Genomic DNA, 15,736 nt, shown 5'->3' on the forward strand with positions numbered 1-15,736 from the left:
CCTGGTTCAATCACCCCGCACACTAAGTTCGAGTCAGAAGTATACGTACTGTCTAAAGACGAAGGCGGCCGTCATACTCCGTTCTTCAAAGGCTACCGTCCACAGTTCTACTTCCGTACAACTGACGTGACCGGTACTATCGAACTGCCAGAAGGCGTTGAGATGGTAATGCCTGGTGACAACATCAAGATGGTTGTTGAGTTGATCGCGCCAATCGCGATGGACGAAGGTCTACGTTTCGCTATCCGTGAAGGTGGCCGTACCGTAGGTGCTGGTGTTGTTGCTAACATCATCGCGTAATGCGTTGAGTTAAAAACATACCACTGAAAAGGAGCGCATTGCGCTCCTTTTTTTATGGCAGTACCCCAGACGTTGACCGTATGGCGCTTTGGCTTTATGCGACCTTTTTGTTTGTGTAGCTATTGCGTAAATAATCAATTGTTATATGAAAACCCTTTACCTGAAGCGCAATGCAAACTATTCTCGTTATAGTTTATGTTGTAGGGTGAGAATGATGTTTGTATGTATTTGCCATGCTGTATCGGATAAAACCATTAAGCAGCTTGTGAATCAACAAGGCGTGACCAGCATTCGCGAATTGCGTCGGCTCACTCCGCTGGGTTCACAGTGTGGTAAATGTGTGCGTCAGGCAAAAGAGGTGATTCACGATCAGGTGCAAGTGATTACATTACAGCAAGCCAGCTAACTCAGCAGTACTGAGTAAAATTTGACAGCCTCCTTATGGGTTCTACAGTTGATAAACAGAACCCATAAGGAGGCTTTTGCCATGAAAGGCGACCCAAAATCGATTGCGTTTTTAAATACCGTGCTCGGCAATGAACTTATTGCCATCAACCAGTACTTCCTTCATGCACGTATGTTCAAAGACTGGGGCTTAAAAGTTATTGCCCATAAAGAGTATGAAGAGTCGATCGATGAGATGAAGCACGCGGACAAGTTGATTGAACGCATCTTGTTCTTAGAAGGGATACCGAACTTACAAGACTTAGGCAAGTTACGCATCGGCGAAGATACGCAAGAAATTTTTGAGTGTGACCTCGCGCTAGAGATGCAGGCACACGAAGACTTGAAAGAAGCCATTGCCTACACCGAAAGTATACGTGATTACGTCTCGCGAGATTTGTTCCAGTATATTCTCGACGATGAGGAAGAGCACATTGATTGGCTGGAGACTCAGCTAGGTCTGATTGAGAAAGTGGGACTCGAAAATTATAACCAAGCGCAGATGATTGAAGATGCGAGCGATAAAGACTAAGGCGAGGCTTACGCTATCGCGGTAGATGAACGCACCCCATGGGTGCGTTTTTGTTTGGGCTTATTTTTTAACCAAGACTTGCAATAGGGCGCGGCATCGGTATAATGCTGCGCACTGCTTAAGTCTCCGGACTTCCGACGCAGTTGTGAACCAATGAGCATCGAGGAATGGAACAGTAAACTGTTCGTTTAATGTATACTCCGCTTATGTTCGCAGTCATAATATAATGGCTGACAATGTGCCTAATTTTGGCACTACGGTTTCACATAAATTAATCGGCATTCCCTCGCTCTAGTGAGGCAGAATGGCGATATTGTTTGTGTAAAAATTTTTGAATTTGGAGCTCTGTCTCATGCAGAACCAACGTATCCGTATCCGCCTAAAGGCGTTCGATCATCGCTTGATCGATCAGTCTACCGCGGAAATCGTTGAAACCGCTAAGCGCACTGGCGCACAGGTTAAGGGTCCAATCCCTCTACCTACTCGTAAAGAGCGCTTCACCGTTCTTATTTCTCCGCACGTAAACAAAGACGCACGTGACCAGTACGAGATTCGTACTCACAAACGTCTGATCGACATCGTTGAGCCAACAGACAAGACTGTTGACGCTCTGATGCGTCTTGACCTTGCTGCGGGCGTTGATGTTCAAATCAGCCTGGGCTAAGGGGGAGTAGATAATGATTGGTCTAGTCGGTCGTAAAGTCGGTATGACTCGTATCTTCAACGAAGATGGCGTATCTATCCCGGTAACCGTAGTTGAAGTTGAAGCGAACCGTGTTGCTCAGGTGCGTAAGCCTGAAGTTGACGGTTATGCCGCAATTCAAGTTACTACAGGCGCGAAGAAAGCAAACCGTGTAAACAAGGCACAAGCTGGCCACTTTGCGAAAGCAGGTGTTGAAGCGGGCCGCGGTCTGTGGGAATTCCGTCTGGAAAATGGTGAAGAGTTCGAAGTTGGCGCTGAGCTAAACGTTGATCTATTCGCTGAAATCAAAAAAGTAGACGTTACTGGCACGTCAAAAGGTAAGGGCTTCCAAGGCGGCGTTAAGCGTTGGAACTTCCGTACTCAAGACATGAGCCACGGTAACTCTTTGTCTCACCGTGCTCCTGGTTCTATCGGTCAATGTCAGACTCCAGGTCGCGTATTCAAAGGCAAAAAAATGGCAGGTCACATGGGTGCTGAGCGTGTAACGACTCAAAACCTAGAGATCGTACGTGTTGACACTGAGCGCAATCTGCTTCTTATCAAAGGTGCAGTCCCAGGTGCTACAGGTGGCAACGTGATCGTTAAACCAGCCGTTAAAGCGTAACGTCGAGGAGATAGTAATGGAATTGGTAGTCAAAGGCGCCGACGCGCTAACTGTTTCCGAAACTACCTTCGGGCGTGAATTCAACGAAGCCCTGGTTCACCAGGTAGTCGTTGCATACGCAGCTGGTGCCCGTCAAGGTACTCGCGCTCAGAAAACTCGTTCAGACGTATCTGGTGGCGGTGCTAAGCCATGGCGTCAGAAGGGTACTGGTCGCGCCCGTGCAGGTACAATCCGCAGCCCAATCTGGCGCAGCGGTGGTGTCACTTTCGCAGCTCGTCCTCAGGACCACAGCCAGAAAGTTAACAAAAAGATGTACCGTGGTGCTCTGAAGAGCATTCTGTCAGAGCTAGTTCGTCAAGAGCGTTTGATCGTTGTTGATAACTTCTCTGTTGAAGCACCAAAAACTAAAGAGCTTGTCGCTAAGCTGAAAGAGCTTGAGCTGAACGACGCTCTGATCGTAACTGCAGAAGTTGATGAGAATCTGTTCCTTGCTGCACGTAACCTGTACAAGGTTGACGTACGCGATGCAGGTACCATCGACCCAGTTAGCTTGATCGCTTTCGACAAAGTCGTGATGACTGCTGAAGCAGTTAAACAAGTTGAGGAGATGCTGGCATGATCACTGAAGAGCGTATCCTAAAAGTTCTGCGTGCTCCGCACATCTCTGAAAAAGCAACTATGGCTGCTGAAAGCGCGAACACTATCGTGTTTAAAGTAGCTAAAGAAGCAACTAAGAAAGAGATCAAAGCGGCAGTTGAAAAACTGTTCGAAGTTGAAGTTAAGTCTGTTCGTACCCTAGTAGTTAAGGGTAAGACCAAACGTCAAGGTATGCGCGAAGGTCGCCGTAGCGATTGGAAAAAAGCGTACGTTATCTTGAAAGAAGGTCAGGACATCGACTTCGTTGGCGGCGCAGAGTAAGACGGAGGAGTAACAGCAAATGGCTATTATCAAATGTAAGCCGACTTCACCGGGTCGTCGTCACCTTGTTAAAGTGGTTAACCCAGATCTTTATAAGGGCAAGCCATACGCACCACTACTAGAGAAAAACTCTAAGTCTGGTGGTCGTAATAACAACGGTCGAATCACAGTGCGTCATATCGGTGGTGGTCACAAACATCATTACCGTGTAATTGACTTCAAACGTACTAAAGACGGTATCCCAGCGAAAGTTGAGCGTCTTGAATACGATCCAAACCGCAGTGCAAACATCGCGCTTGTACTTTATGCGGATGGTGAACGTCGTTACATCATTGCACCTAAAGGCCTAAAAGCCGGTGATCAGATCCAATCTGGTGCAGATGCAGCTATCAAGGTAGGTAACACCCTGCCAATGCGTAACATCCCAGTGGGTTCTACTATCCACAACATCGAGCTGAAACCTGGTAAAGGCGCTCAGCTTGCACGTTCTGCGGGTGCTTATGCTCAGATCGTTGCTCGTGACGGTGCATATGTCACACTCCGCCTGCGCAGCGGTGAAATGCGTAAAGTTCTTGCTGAAGGTCGTGCGACCCTAGGCGAAGTGGGTAATTCAGAGCACATGCTACGCGAACTGGGTAAAGCCGGTGCGTCACGCTGGAAAGGCGTACGTCCAAGCGTACGTGGTGTTGCAATGAACCCAGTTGACCACCCACACGGTGGTGGTGAAGGCCGTACCTCAGGTGGTCGTCACCCAGTATCACCTTGGGGTATGCCAACTAAAGGCTTCAAGACCCGTAAGAACAAACGTACCGACAAGTACATCGTACGTCGTCGTAACAAGTAATTATTATCAGAGGATAAGCCATGCCACGTTCTCTCAAGAAAGGTCCTTTTATTGACCTGCACTTGCTGAAGAAGGTAGAGAAAGCGGTGGAAAGCGGTGACAAGAAGCCTTTAAAGACTTGGTCCCGTCGTTCAATGATCATCCCACAGATGATCGGATTGACCATCGCTGTCCATAATGGTCGTCAGCATGTACCCGTTTTCGTTTCTGAAGAAATGATCGGTCACAAGCTGGGCGAGTTTGCACCAACACGTACTTATCGCGGCCACGCTGCTGATAAGAAAGCTAAGAAGCGTTAAGGGGTAAGAAATGGAAGCTATTGCTAAACATCGCTTTGCTCGTATCTCGCCTCAAAAAGCACGTTTGGTTGCGGATCAAGTGCGCGGTAAAGACGTAGCACAAGCACTAGAAATTCTAACCTTCAGCAACAAAAAAGCGGCTGATCTGGTTAAGAAAGTGTTGGAATCTGCTATTGCAAACGCCGAGCATAACGAAGGTGCGGATATCGACGATCTAAGCGTCGCCAAAGTCTTCGTTGATGAAGGCCCAATCATGAAGCGTATTATGCCTCGTGCAAAAGGCCGTGCCGATCGCATCTTGAAGCGTTCTAGCCACATCACTGTTGTTGTAGCAGACCGCTAAGAGACGAGGAGATAAAGCAATGGGTCAAAAAGTACATCCTAATGGTATTCGTCTAGGCATCGTTAAGCCTTGGAATTCCACTTGGTTTGCTAATAACCAAGATTTCGCTGACAACCTAGACGGCGACTTTAAGGTACGTCAGTTCTTGACTAACGAACTGAAAAAAGCGTCAGTATCTCGCATCGTTATCGAGCGCCCTGCCAAGAGCATCCGTGTGACCATTCACACTGCACGCCCTGGTGTGGTTATCGGTAAGAAAGGCGAAGACGTTGAGAAGCTACGCGCACATGTTGCGAAACTAGCCGGTGTACCAGCGCAAATCAACATCGCTGAAGTACGTAAGCCAGAGCTGGACGCGCAACTTGTTGGCGACAGCATCGCTTCTCAGCTAGAGCGCCGTGTTATGTTCCGTCGTGCGATGAAGCGCGCGGTACAAAACGCAATGCGTCTAGGTGCCAAAGGTATCAAAGTAGAAGTAAGCGGCCGTCTAGGCGGTGCTGAAATTGCTCGTACCGAGTGGTACCGTGAAGGCCGTGTGCCACTGCACACACTTCGTGCTGACATTGATTACGCAACTTCTTCTGCTCACACCACTTACGGTGTTATCGGCATTAAAACCTGGATCTTCAAAGGTGAAGTTCTAGGCGGAATGGCTGAAGTGGAGCAAAAGGCTGACAAGCCGAAGAAGCAGCGTAAAGGCCGTAAGTAAGGAGTCTATCGATGCTTCAACCAAAACGTACTAAGTTCCGCAAGACTTTTAAAGGTCGTAACCGCGGTCTGGCGCACGGTACTGACGTAAGCTTCGGTACCTATGGCCTGAAAGCTGTTGGTCGCGGTCGTATCACTGCGCGTCAAATTGAGGCGGCTCGTCGTGCGATGACTCGTCACATTAAACGTCAGGGTCAAATCTGGATCCGTATCTTCCCAGACAAACCAATTACTGGTAAGCCGTTGGAAGTTCGTATGGGTAAGGGTAAAGGTTCAGTAGATTACTGGGTTGCCCAAATCCAACCAGGTAAAGTCCTGTACGAAATGGATGGTGTTCCTGAATCACTGGCTCGCGAAGCGTTTGAACTGGCTTCACGTAAGCTACCGATCAAAACCACTTTCGTAACTAAGGCGGTGATGTGATGAAAGCACAAGAACTACGTGAAAAGACTGTTGAGCAGCTGAACGAAGAGCTGATGGGTCTGCTGCGTGAGCAGTTTAACCTGCGCATGCAAGCGGCTACTGGCCAGCTTCAGCAAACTCACACTCTTAAAGCTGTTCGTCGCGATATCGCACGTGTTAAAACCGTATTGACTGAGAAGGCTAGCGCATAATGAGCGAGAACATCCGCACTCAGCAAGGTCGCGTTGTCAGCGACAAAGGCGATAAGACTATCGTTGTTGCTATCGAGCGTTTTGTGAAACACCCTATCTACGGTAAGTACATCAAGCGCACGACCAAGCTGCACGTTCACGATGAATCTAACGAGTGTAACCAAGGTGACACTGTAGAAGTTCGTGAGTGTCGTCCAATCTCTAAGACTAAGTCTTGGACATTGGTTCGCGTTGTTGAAAAAGCGCGCATCTAAGCGATTTTTCAAACAATATAAGTCAAACGGCTCTCATTTGGGGGGCCGTTTATTTTTTTATCTACCCATCCGGTCAAAATAGTGTTATTATTCGCCGCCCTTGTAATAAGGCAGCCCGACCCGAGATGGGTCTAGATGTAATAACAGCGGAGCACTAACAATGATCCAAATGCAAAGTATGCTGGACGCAGCCGATAACTCCGGCGCTCGCAGTGTAATGTGTATTAAGGTTCTGGGTGGCTCTCACCGTCGTTACGCCCATGTTGGCGACATCATCAAAGTTACCGTTAAGGAAGCAATTCCACGCGGTAAAGTGAAAAAAGGTGATGTGCTTAAGGCGGTGGTAGTTCGCACCCGTAAAGGCGTACGTCGTCCAGACGGCTCTGTCATTCGCTTCGACCGTAATGCTTGCGTGTTGTTGAACAACACGAACGAGCAACCAGTCGGCACACGTATCTTTGGCCCTGTGACACGCGAACTTCGTACTGAAAAGTTCATGAAGATTGTGTCTCTGGCGCCTGAAGTTCTGTAAGGAGCGATCTCATGGCAGCTAAAATCCGTCGTAACGACGAAGTTATCGTTCTTGTCGGTAAAGACAAAGGCAAGAAAGGTAAAGTATCTAAGGTTCTACCGACCGGTAAAGTTATCGTTGAAGGTATTAACCTCGTTAAGAAACACCAGAAGCCTGTACCGGCTCTGGGCGTTCAAGGTGGCATCGTAGAAAAAGAAGCCGCTATTGACGTTTCAAACGTGGCAATCTTTAACGCAGCAGCTGGTAAAGGTGACCGTGTAGGCTTCCGATTTGAAGACGGCAAAAAAGTACGTTTTTTCAAATCGACTGGCGAAACTATTAAGTAATTCTGGAGTAGTACAATGGCGAAACTGCATGATTACTACAAAGAGACCGTTGTAGCTGAGCTTTCTAAGCAATTTGGCTACAAGAGCATCATGCAAGTCCCAAGGATCGAAAAGATCACCCTTAACATGGGTGTGGGCGAAGCTCTGAACGACAAAAAACTGCTTGAAAATGCAGCTGCTGATATGACCGCTATCGCTGGTCAAAAGCCGCTGATCACCAAAGCACGTAAATCAGTCGCAGGCTTTAAGATCCGTGAGGGCTACCCGATTGGTTGTAAAGTAACCCTACGTGGCGAGCGTATGTGGGACTTCTTTGAGCGTCTAATCGCAATCGCAGTTCCTCGTATCCGTGACTTCCGTGGTCTGAACCCGAAAGCGTTCGACGGTCGCGGTAACTACAGCATGGGCGTTCGCGAGCAAATCATCTTCCCTGAGATTGACTACGATAAAGTCGATCGTATCCGTGGTCTTGATATTACTATCACTACCACTGCAGGTACTGATGAGGAAGGTCGAGCTCTGCTGGCTGCCTTTAACTTCCCATTCCGTAAGTAAGGTGAAGGGTTACTGTTATGGCTAAAAAATCCATGAAAGCACGTGATGTAAAGCGTGCGAAGCTCGCAGCCCGTTACGCTGAAAAGCGTGATAACCTGCGTGCGATCATCAAGAATGTAAACACGTCAGACGAAGAGCGTTGGGACGCAGTCCTGAAGCTTCAGTCGCTACCGCGTGATTCTGCGAAGTCTCGTCAGCGTAACCGCTGTAACCAGACTGGTCGTCCACATGGCTACCTACGCAAATTCGGCCTAAGCCGAATCAAGGTTCGTGAAGCTTGCATGAAAGGCGAGATTCCGGGTCTGCGTAAGGCAAGCTGGTAATTGAATCACGGGAGTAAAGACTTATGAGCATGCAAGATCCGATCTCGGATATGCTGACCCGCCTTCGCAACGGTCAGGCAGCAAAAAAAGTTGCTGTAAAAATGCCTTCGTCAAAGCTGAAAGTGGCAATTGCTGAGCTACTAAAAGCAGAAGGTTATGTGGCTGAGTACGCTGTAAGTGGCGACGCGAAGCCTGAACTGGAAGTGACGTTGAAATACTTCGAATCTAAACCAGTTATCGAGCAAATCCAACGTGTTAGCCGTCCAGGTCTGCGCATCTACAAAAAGAAAGATGAGCTACCTTCTGTGATGGGTGGCCTTGGTATTGCAGTTGTTTCAACTTCGAAAGGTTTGATGACCGATCGCGCAGCTCGCAAAGCGGGTCTGGGCGGTGAAATCATCTGCTACGTAGCTTAATAAGGAGTAGGAAATGTCTCGTGTTGCAAAAGCACCTGTCGTAGTTCCTGCCGGCGTAGAGGTGAAACTTAACGGTCAGGACATCACTGTAAAAGGAAGCAAAGGCGAACTAAGCCGTACGCTTCACGATATGGTGGCAGTAAACCAAGAAGACAACACCATTACCTTTGCACCAAGTGTAGAGCACGCTAAAGCATGGGCTCATGCTGGTACTGCTCGCGCACTGGTTAACAGCATGGTTGTTGGTGTGACAGAAGGCTTTACCAAGAAGCTAATCCTGAAGGGTGTTGGTTACCGTGCAACTGTTGCGGGTAACAAACTGAACCTGACACTTGGCTTCTCTCACCCAGTAGAACACGTTCTACCTGAAGGTGTTAAGGCAGAGTGCCCAAGCCAAACTGAAATTGTTATCAGCGGTGCTGATAAACAAGCGGTTGGCCAGGTCGCTGCTGAAATCCGCGCATACCGCAAGCCAGAGCCTTACAAAGGCAAAGGCGTTCGTTACTCTGACGAAGTTGTGCGTACTAAAGAAGCTAAGAAGAAGTAAGGTAACACTATGGATAAGAAAGCATCTCGTATCCGTCGTGCGACCAAAGCACGACGCAAGATCGCGGAAATGGGTGCGACTCGCCTGGTGGTACACCGTACTCCACGTCATGTGTACGCACAGGTTATCGCTGGTAACGGCGCGGAAGTCATCGCCGCCGCTTCTACCGTAGAAAAAGCGATCCGTGAACAAGTTAAGAGCACCGGTAACAAAGACGCCGCAGCAGCAGTAGGTAAAATCATTGCTGAGCGTGCGAAGGAAAAAGGCATCGAAGCTGTTGCTTTTGACCGTTCCGGTTTCCAATACCACGGCCGTGTGGCTGCACTGGCAGATGCTGCCCGTGAAGCTGGTCTGAAATTCTAAGGTAGGTGGAAGATGGCTAACGATAAACAACAAAGTGATTTGCATGAAAAGCTGATCGCTGTAAACCGTGTTTCTAAAACGGTTAAAGGTGGTCGCATCTTTACCTTCACCGCCCTGACTGTGGTTGGTGATGGTAACGGTCGCGTTGGTTTCGGTTACGGTAAAGCCCGTGAAGTACCAGCAGCGATTCAGAAATCAATGGAAAAAGCGCGCCGTAACATGATTACTGTTGCGCTGAATGAAGGTACTCTTCACCACGCTGTTAAAGGCCGCCACACTGGTTCTAAAGTGTACATGCAGCCAGCATCAGAAGGTACGGGTATCATCGCCGGTGGTGCGATGCGTGCTGTGCTTGAGGTTGCGGGCGTTCAAGACGTTCTGGCCAAAGCATACGGTTCTACCAACCCAATCAACATCGTTCGTGCAACGATCGATGGTCTGGGTGGTATGAAGTCTCCAGAGATGGTAGCTGCTAAGCGTGGCATGCCTGTTAACGAAATTCTGGGGTAATACGACATGGCTAAGACAATTAAAGTAACACAGACTCGTAGCGCTATCGGCCGTTTGCCGAAGCACAAAGCGACCCTGCGTGGCTTGGGCCTACGTCGCATCAACCACACTGTTGAACTTGAAGATACTCCGTGCGTGCGCGGTATGATCAATCAAGTCAACTACATGGTTAAAGTGGAGGAGTAATCACATGCGTTTGAATACTCTATCTCCGGCTGCAGGCTCAAAGCCTTCTGCTAAGCGTGTAGGCCGTGGTATTGGTTCAGGTCTGGGTAAAACTGGTGGCCGTGGTCACAAAGGTCAGAAATCACGTTCAGGTGGTTCTGTACGCCCAGGTTTCGAAGGCGGTCAAATGCCTTTGAAACAGCGTCTGCCAAAATTTGGTTTTACATCGCGCAAGAGCCTAACTTCTGCTGAAGTTCGCCTAAGTGAACTAGCAAAAGTTGAAGGTGACGTGGTAAGCCTAGAGTCACTAAAAGCAGCGAACGTTGTTGCACAAGACACCCGTACGGCGAAAATCGTACTGTCTGGTGAAATCGCTCGCGCTGTGACTGTTAAAGGTGTTCGTGTCACTAAAGGCGCTAAAGCGGCAATCGAAGCTGCAGGCGGTAAAATCGAGGAATAATTAGCTCGAGGACGAGGTACAGATGGCAAAACAACCAGGACAAAACTTCAGTAGTGCAAAAGGCGGGATCGCGGAGCTGAAAAGCCGTCTACTTTTTGTAGCTATGGCATTATTGGTATTCCGTGCCGGCTCTTTTGTGCCAATTCCTGGTATTGACGCTGCTGTACTTGCCGATCTGTTCGAACAGCAACAAGGGACCATCATTGACTTGGTAAACATGTTCTCTGGTGGTGCCCTTGAGCGTGCTTCGATACTGGCACTGGGGATCATGCCGTACATCTCGGCATCGATCATTGTCCAGTTACTGTCAGTGGTTCACCCCGCGTTAGCGGAGTTGAAGAAAGAGGGCGAATCTGGCCGTCGTAAGATAAGCCAGTACACCCGCTACGGCACGCTTGTGTTGGCAACCTTCCAAGCAATTGGAATTGCGACCGGGTTACCAAGTATGATGCCAGGTCTGGTGATTAATCCAGGTCCTGCTTTTTACTTTACTGCGGTAGTCAGTTTGGTCACAGGCACCATGTTCTTGATGTGGTTGGGTGAACAAATTACCGAACGCGGTATTGGTAATGGTATCTCGCTGATTATTTTCACCGGGATTGTCGCAGGTCTGCCACCGGCAATTGGACAGACAATAGAGCAAGCGCGTCAAGGCGACATGTCTCCGCTTCTCTTGCTAGGTATTGCTGTTATCGCGTTGGCGGTAATCTACTTTGTGGTCTTCATGGAGCGTGGTCAACGTCGTATCGTCGTTAACTATGCGAAGCGCCAACAAGGTCGTCGTGTCTTTGCAGCGCAAAGCACGCACTTGCCACTGAAAATTAACATGGCAGGGGTTATCCCAGCGATCTTTGCATCAAGTATTATTTTGTTCCCTGGCACACTTGCTAACTGGTTTGGTAAGGGTGATCAGACAAGCTGGCTGACCGACGTGTCTTTGGCACTAAGTCCTGGCCAACCGGCTTACGTAATACTTTATGCGGCGGCGATTATCTTCTTCTGCTTTTTCTATACAGCGTTGGTGTTTAACCCTCGTGAAACGGCAGATAACTTGAAGAAGTCAGGAGCGTTCGTACCTGGTATTCGCCCGGGTGAGCAGACTGCTAAATACATTGATAAAGTGATGACACGTTTGACCCTCGCGGGCGCCATGTACATTACCTTTATCTGTCTGATCCCCGAGTTCATGATGATTGCGTGGGATGTCCACTTCTACTTTGGTGGTACATCACTACTTATCGTAGTAGTCGTAATCATGGACTTTATGGCTCAAGTTCAGACTCATTTGATGTCTCAACAATATGAGTCCGTGTTGAAAAAAGCCAACCTTAAAGGCTACGGCCGCTAATAGGTTGTCTATTTACGGAGTTTAGCAATGAAAGTTCGTGCTTCCGTTAAGAAAATCTGCCGTAACTGTAAAGTGATCAAGCGTAACGGTGTCGTTCGCGTGATCTGCAGTGAGCCTAAGCACAAGCAGCGCCAAGGCTAATAGCAGAATATTTTTCTTGCAAAATGAGGTCAGGCTGGCTACATTAGCCAGCCCACCTTTTGTATGTGCAAAAGAAGTGGTTATGCCGCTGCGTATCCTCAACGGGCTCTGCAGCGGTTCTACTTGAAAAGTACTAGGAGTGAATAGTGGCCCGTATAGCAGGCATTAACATTCCTGATCAAAAGCACGCTGTAATCGCACTGACTGCGATTTACGGTGTCGGCAAAACTACCTCTCAGGCTATCCTAGCCGAAGCAGGTATTGCTGAAAGCACTAAGATCAGTGAACTATCAGAAGAGCAGATCGACCAGTTGCGTGACGGTGTAGCCAAGTACACTGTAGAAGGCGATCTACGTCGTGAAATTTCCATGAACATCAAGCGTCTTATGGACCTTGGCTGTTACCGCGGTTTGCGTCATCGTCGCAGCTTGCCACTTCGTGGTCAGCGTACGAAGACCAACGCACGTACCCGTAAGGGTCCGCGCAAACCGATCAAGAAATAATCGGGGTAGGTAAGTACTATGGCTAAACAACCAACTCGCGCACGTAAACGCGTACGCAAGCAAGTTGCTGATGGCGTTGCGCACATTCATGCGTCTTTCAACAACACAATCGTTACGATCACTGACCGTCAAGGCAACGCTCTAGCATGGGCTACTGCCGGTGGTTCAGGTTTCCGTGGTTCTCGTAAGTCGACTCCATATGCTGCACAGGTTGCTGCAGAGCGTTGTGGTGAGATGGCGAAAGAATACGGCCTGAAAAACCTCGAAGTGATGGTTAAAGGTCCAGGTCCAGGCCGCGAATCTACTATTCGTGCCCTGAACGCGGCGGGCTTCCGCATCACTAACATTGTTGATGCGACTCCGATCCCGCACAACGGTTGTCGTCCACCTAAGAAACGCCGCGTTTAATCACGCTTAGTGCTGTTTCTTAGAATATTGGAGAAAGATCATGGCAAGATATTTGGGTCCTAAGCTGAAGCTTAGCCGTCGCGAAGGTACTGACTTGTTCCTTAAGTCAGGCGTACGCGCGATTGATACCAAGTGTAAAATTGATAACGTCCCAGGCGTTCACGGTCAGCGTCGCGGCCGTCTGTCTGACTATGGCGTTCAGCTTCGCGAGAAGCAAAAAGTACGTCGTATCTACGGCGTAATGGAAAAGCAGTTCCGTAACTACTACAAAGATGCTGCCCGTATTAAAGGTAACACAGGTGAAAACCTGCTTCAGCTTCTTGAAGGTCGCCTAGATAACGTAGTTTACCGCATGGGATTTGGTGCAACTCGCGCCGAAGCTCGCCAGCTGGTAAGCCACAAAGCGATCCTAGTTAACGGCAAAGTTGTTAACGTACCTTCTTTCAAGGTTTCGGCAAACGACGTTGTTAGCATTCGCGAGAAAGCTAAGAACCAAGCGCGCATCAAAGCAGCACTAGAAATCGCTGCACAGCGCGAGCTGCCAACTTGGATCGAAGTAGACAGCAAGAAGATGGAAGGCACATTCAAGCGCCTACCAGAGCGTTCTGATTTGTCTGCTGACATCAACGAACACCTGATCGTCGAGCTTTACTCTAAGTAAGGCTAAACTAAAGAGAGGACATAATGCAGGGTTCTGTAACAGAATTTCTTAAGCCGCGTCTGGTTGATATCGAACAAGTCAGCTCTACGCACGCAAAAGTAACTCTTGAACCTCTAGAGCGTGGCTTTGGCCATACTCTGGGGAATGCGCTACGTCGTATCCTACTTTCATCAATGCCAGGCTGTGCGGTGACGGAAGTTGAAATTGACGGCGTACTGCACGAGTACAGCACCAAAGAAGGGGTTCAGGAAGATATCCTGGAAATCCTACTTAACCTTAAAGGCCTAGCCGTTAAGGTTGAGGGTAAAGATGAAGTTATCCTTACTCTGACCAAGTCTGGTGCAGGCCCTGTTGTTGCAGGCGACATCACCCATGATGGTGGTGTTGAGATTGCGAACCCAGAACACGTTATCTGCCACCTGACTGATGCAAACGCTGAAATTAGCATGCGTATCAAGGTAGAACGTGGTCGTGGCTATGTACCAGCGTCTGCGCGCATTCACAGCGAAGACGACGAGCGTCCAATCGGCCGCTTGCTTGTTGATGCAACGTTCAGCCCAGTAGACCGTATTGCTTACAACGTTGAAGCAGCACGTGTTGAACAGCGTACTGACCTCGACAAGCTTGTTATCGATATGGAAACTAACGGTACACTGGATCCTGAGGAAGCGATTCGCCGTGCAGCAACCATCCTAGCTGAACAGCTAGATGCGTTTGTTGACCTGCGAGACGTGCGCGTCCCTGAGGAGAAAGAAGAGAAGCCAGAGTTCGATCCGATCCTACTGCGTCCTGTAGACGATCTTGAACTAACTGTTCGCTCTGCCAACTGTTTGAAAGCAGAAGCGATTCACTATATCGGTGATCTGGTACAGCGTACTGAGGTTGAGCTTCTGAAAACGCCAAACCTTGGTAAGAAGTCTTTGACTGAAATTAAAGACGTGCTGGCTTCACGTGGTCTGTCTCTAGGTATGCGCCTAGAAAACTGGCCGCCAGCATCAATCGCTGAAGATTAATCAGATACTGATTATTTAGTTAGAAGGATTAGGTCATGCGCCATCGTAAGAGTGGTCGTCAACTCAATCGCAACAGCAGCCATCGTAAAGCGATGTTCAGCAACATGGCTAGCTCGCTGGTAACTCACGAAGTTATCAAAACAACTCTGCCTAAGGCAAAAGAGCTGCGTCGCGTCATTGAACCGTTGATTACCCTAGCTAAGAACGACAGTGTTGCTAACCGTCGTCTTGCATTCGCTCGTACTCGTAACGACGAAGTTGTAGCGAAGCTTTTCAATGAACTCGGCCCACGTTTTGCTTCACGTGCTGGCGGTTACACTCGCATTCTTAAATGCGGTGTTCGCTCAGGTGATAAAGCCCCTATGGCTTACATCGAGCTCGTTGATCGCCCAGAGCAAAAAGCTGAGGAAGCTGCAGAGTAATTCTTTACTCTTGCAGATAAGCTAGAAAAGCCAGGCCTTGTGCCTGGCTTTTTCTTTATCTATCAGGTGTTTCGTCAATCCTTTAGCGCAACCCATCCGCTTTTATGCCTTCAACCAAGCTTAATATAGGTATTAAAAGCGTCATTTTAGCTGTTTTCGTTGGTTATTCGCGCAAAGTGCCCAAAAAGAGCACATTCGATAAAAAAGATGTGATTTAGTGTTGACGGGGGTCACGATTTCTATAGAATGCCGCCCTACTTAACGCAGACAACGCGTTAGGGGAGTCAAAAAGAGGTTTTGTTTTCGCCGGTTGGCATCAACAAAAAGATAAAATTTCTTCTTGACTTCATCGGCAAGGCGAGTAATATACGCAGCCCTGACCGAGCGAAGCAACGCTTCGCAAGTCAACGCTCTTTAACAATTTGACCTATGCAATCTGTGTGGGCACTCGTTGAGAATAGACAAAAAGATTTATTCGAT

The 15,736-nt window shown here is 48.5% G+C and carries 31 protein-coding genes; all 31 read left to right on the forward strand.

Translation table 11 applies throughout. From position 1 onward, the window contains the following. On the forward strand, window positions 1-300 hold a 300-nt coding region (locus BZG82_RS14620; protein ID WP_198928564.1), incomplete at its 5' end, for an elongation factor Tu. Window positions 301-514: 214 nt separating this feature from the next. Next, window positions 515-706, forward strand: coding sequence for a bacterioferritin-associated ferredoxin (gene bfd, locus BZG82_RS14625; protein ID WP_069590747.1), 192 nt, complete (start codon window positions 515-517; stop codon window positions 704-706). 81 nt (window positions 707-787) lie between these two features. Beyond that, window positions 788-1,276, forward strand: a complete 489-nt coding sequence (bfr, locus tag BZG82_RS14630; protein ID WP_069590751.1) for a bacterioferritin — start codon at window positions 788-790, stop codon at window positions 1,274-1,276. 352 nt (window positions 1,277-1,628) lie between these two features. Continuing rightward, the gene (rpsJ, locus tag BZG82_RS14635; protein ID WP_002541412.1) at window positions 1,629-1,940 is read left to right on the forward strand and encodes a 30S ribosomal protein S10; all 312 of its coding nucleotides are present in this window, start codon (window positions 1,629-1,631) and stop codon (window positions 1,938-1,940) included. A gap of 13 nt (window positions 1,941-1,953) precedes the next feature. After that, the gene (gene rplC / locus BZG82_RS14640; RefSeq protein ID WP_069590754.1) at window positions 1,954-2,583 is read left to right on the forward strand and encodes a 50S ribosomal protein L3; all 630 of its coding nucleotides are present in this window, start codon (window positions 1,954-1,956) and stop codon (window positions 2,581-2,583) included. Window positions 2,584-2,599: 16 nt separating this feature from the next. Continuing rightward, window positions 2,600-3,202, forward strand: a complete 603-nt coding sequence (gene rplD / locus BZG82_RS14645; RefSeq protein WP_069590755.1) for a 50S ribosomal protein L4 — start codon at window positions 2,600-2,602, stop codon at window positions 3,200-3,202. Next, window positions 3,199-3,501: a 50S ribosomal protein L23 gene (gene rplW, locus BZG82_RS14650; protein WP_069590756.1), complete on the forward strand. Its 303-nt coding sequence runs from the start codon at window positions 3,199-3,201 to the stop codon at window positions 3,499-3,501. Before rplD ends, rplW begins: the two co-directional genes overlap by 4 nt. 19 nt (window positions 3,502-3,520) lie before the next feature. After that, complete coding sequence (gene rplB, locus BZG82_RS14655; protein ID WP_069590757.1) at window positions 3,521-4,345, forward strand: 50S ribosomal protein L2; 825 nt, start codon at window positions 3,521-3,523, stop codon at window positions 4,343-4,345. Between the two features lie 20 nt (window positions 4,346-4,365). Beyond that, window positions 4,366-4,644, forward strand: coding sequence for a 30S ribosomal protein S19 (rpsS, locus tag BZG82_RS14660; protein WP_021024467.1), 279 nt, complete (start codon window positions 4,366-4,368; stop codon window positions 4,642-4,644). Between the two features lie 10 nt (window positions 4,645-4,654). Then, window positions 4,655-4,987 (forward strand): 50S ribosomal protein L22, encoded by a 333-nt coding sequence (rplV, locus tag BZG82_RS14665; protein ID WP_069590759.1) that lies wholly within the window; start codon window positions 4,655-4,657, stop codon window positions 4,985-4,987. 19 nt (window positions 4,988-5,006) lie between these two features. Beyond that, window positions 5,007-5,696 (forward strand): 30S ribosomal protein S3, encoded by a 690-nt coding sequence (gene rpsC / locus BZG82_RS14670; RefSeq protein ID WP_069590761.1) that lies wholly within the window; start codon window positions 5,007-5,009, stop codon window positions 5,694-5,696. An 11-nt stretch (window positions 5,697-5,707) separates the two neighbouring features. Then, complete coding sequence (gene rplP, locus BZG82_RS14675) at window positions 5,708-6,118, forward strand: 50S ribosomal protein L16 (RefSeq protein WP_069590764.1); 411 nt, start codon at window positions 5,708-5,710, stop codon at window positions 6,116-6,118. Further along, the gene (rpmC, locus tag BZG82_RS14680) at window positions 6,118-6,309 is read left to right on the forward strand and encodes a 50S ribosomal protein L29 (protein WP_069590766.1); all 192 of its coding nucleotides are present in this window, start codon (window positions 6,118-6,120) and stop codon (window positions 6,307-6,309) included. The genes rplP and rpmC overlap by 1 nt, the downstream gene beginning before the upstream one ends. Next, window positions 6,309-6,563 (forward strand): 30S ribosomal protein S17, encoded by a 255-nt coding sequence (rpsQ, locus tag BZG82_RS14685; RefSeq protein ID WP_069590768.1) that lies wholly within the window; start codon window positions 6,309-6,311, stop codon window positions 6,561-6,563. The genes rpmC and rpsQ overlap by 1 nt, the downstream gene beginning before the upstream one ends. A 160-nt stretch (window positions 6,564-6,723) precedes the next feature. After that, complete coding sequence (gene rplN / locus BZG82_RS14690) at window positions 6,724-7,095, forward strand: 50S ribosomal protein L14 (RefSeq protein WP_069590770.1); 372 nt, start codon at window positions 6,724-6,726, stop codon at window positions 7,093-7,095. 11 nt (window positions 7,096-7,106) lie between these two features. Next, window positions 7,107-7,421 carry a 50S ribosomal protein L24 gene (gene rplX / locus BZG82_RS14695; RefSeq protein ID WP_069590772.1) on the forward strand — a complete coding sequence of 105 codons (315 nt, stop codon included), beginning with the start codon at window positions 7,107-7,109 and terminating at the stop codon, window positions 7,419-7,421. A 15-nt stretch (window positions 7,422-7,436) separates the two neighbouring features. After that, on the forward strand, window positions 7,437-7,976 hold the full coding sequence (gene rplE / locus BZG82_RS14700) for a 50S ribosomal protein L5 (protein WP_077458125.1): 540 nt from the start codon (window positions 7,437-7,439) through the stop codon (window positions 7,974-7,976). Between the two features lie 17 nt (window positions 7,977-7,993). Further along, a complete protein-coding gene (gene rpsN, locus BZG82_RS14705; RefSeq protein WP_069590785.1) occupies window positions 7,994-8,299 on the forward strand; it encodes a 30S ribosomal protein S14 in 306 nt (101 codons plus the stop codon). 23 nt (window positions 8,300-8,322) lie between these two features. After that, entirely contained in the window at window positions 8,323-8,715 is a 393-nt protein-coding gene (rpsH, locus tag BZG82_RS14710; protein WP_069590786.1) for a 30S ribosomal protein S8, read from the forward strand. Window positions 8,716-8,728: 13 nt separating this feature from the next. Further along, a complete protein-coding gene (gene rplF / locus BZG82_RS14715) occupies window positions 8,729-9,262 on the forward strand; it encodes a 50S ribosomal protein L6 (RefSeq protein ID WP_077481254.1) in 534 nt (177 codons plus the stop codon). 9 nt (window positions 9,263-9,271) lie between these two features. Continuing rightward, window positions 9,272-9,625: a 50S ribosomal protein L18 gene (gene rplR, locus BZG82_RS14720; RefSeq protein ID WP_021024479.1), complete on the forward strand. Its 354-nt coding sequence runs from the start codon at window positions 9,272-9,274 to the stop codon at window positions 9,623-9,625. Between the two features lie 12 nt (window positions 9,626-9,637). Next, on the forward strand, window positions 9,638-10,135 hold the full coding sequence (rpsE, locus tag BZG82_RS14725; RefSeq protein WP_077458131.1) for a 30S ribosomal protein S5: 498 nt from the start codon (window positions 9,638-9,640) through the stop codon (window positions 10,133-10,135). Window positions 10,136-10,141: 6 nt separating this feature from the next. Next, window positions 10,142-10,321, forward strand: coding sequence for a 50S ribosomal protein L30 (gene rpmD / locus BZG82_RS14730; RefSeq protein ID WP_069590791.1), 180 nt, complete (start codon window positions 10,142-10,144; stop codon window positions 10,319-10,321). Between the two features lie 4 nt (window positions 10,322-10,325). Beyond that, window positions 10,326-10,760, forward strand: a complete 435-nt coding sequence (gene rplO, locus BZG82_RS14735; protein WP_077458133.1) for a 50S ribosomal protein L15 — start codon at window positions 10,326-10,328, stop codon at window positions 10,758-10,760. A gap of 22 nt (window positions 10,761-10,782) precedes the next feature. Continuing rightward, complete coding sequence (gene secY / locus BZG82_RS14740; protein ID WP_069590794.1) at window positions 10,783-12,108, forward strand: preprotein translocase subunit SecY; 1,326 nt, start codon at window positions 10,783-10,785, stop codon at window positions 12,106-12,108. A gap of 27 nt (window positions 12,109-12,135) precedes the next feature. Continuing rightward, on the forward strand, window positions 12,136-12,249 hold the full coding sequence (gene rpmJ / locus BZG82_RS14745; protein WP_000868186.1) for a 50S ribosomal protein L36: 114 nt from the start codon (window positions 12,136-12,138) through the stop codon (window positions 12,247-12,249). 146 nt (window positions 12,250-12,395) lie between these two features. Next, window positions 12,396-12,752, forward strand: coding sequence for a 30S ribosomal protein S13 (rpsM, locus tag BZG82_RS14750; protein WP_069590796.1), 357 nt, complete (start codon window positions 12,396-12,398; stop codon window positions 12,750-12,752). An 18-nt stretch (window positions 12,753-12,770) separates the two neighbouring features. Continuing rightward, on the forward strand, window positions 12,771-13,160 hold the full coding sequence (gene rpsK, locus BZG82_RS14755) for a 30S ribosomal protein S11 (RefSeq protein ID WP_069590798.1): 390 nt from the start codon (window positions 12,771-12,773) through the stop codon (window positions 13,158-13,160). Between the two features lie 40 nt (window positions 13,161-13,200). Then, complete coding sequence (rpsD, locus tag BZG82_RS14760) at window positions 13,201-13,821, forward strand: 30S ribosomal protein S4 (protein WP_069590800.1); 621 nt, start codon at window positions 13,201-13,203, stop codon at window positions 13,819-13,821. Between the two features lie 23 nt (window positions 13,822-13,844). Beyond that, window positions 13,845-14,834: a DNA-directed RNA polymerase subunit alpha gene (locus BZG82_RS14765; protein ID WP_077663516.1), complete on the forward strand. Its 990-nt coding sequence runs from the start codon at window positions 13,845-13,847 to the stop codon at window positions 14,832-14,834. 35 nt (window positions 14,835-14,869) lie between these two features. Continuing rightward, the gene (gene rplQ / locus BZG82_RS14770; RefSeq protein ID WP_069590805.1) at window positions 14,870-15,256 is read left to right on the forward strand and encodes a 50S ribosomal protein L17; all 387 of its coding nucleotides are present in this window, start codon (window positions 14,870-14,872) and stop codon (window positions 15,254-15,256) included. Window positions 15,257-15,736: the final 480 nt, after the last annotated feature.

The sequence above is a fragment of the Salinivibrio sp. PR5 genome, from assembly GCF_001996085.1.
GTDB classification, from domain to species: Bacteria; Pseudomonadota; Gammaproteobacteria; order Enterobacterales; family Vibrionaceae; genus Salinivibrio; species Salinivibrio proteolyticus.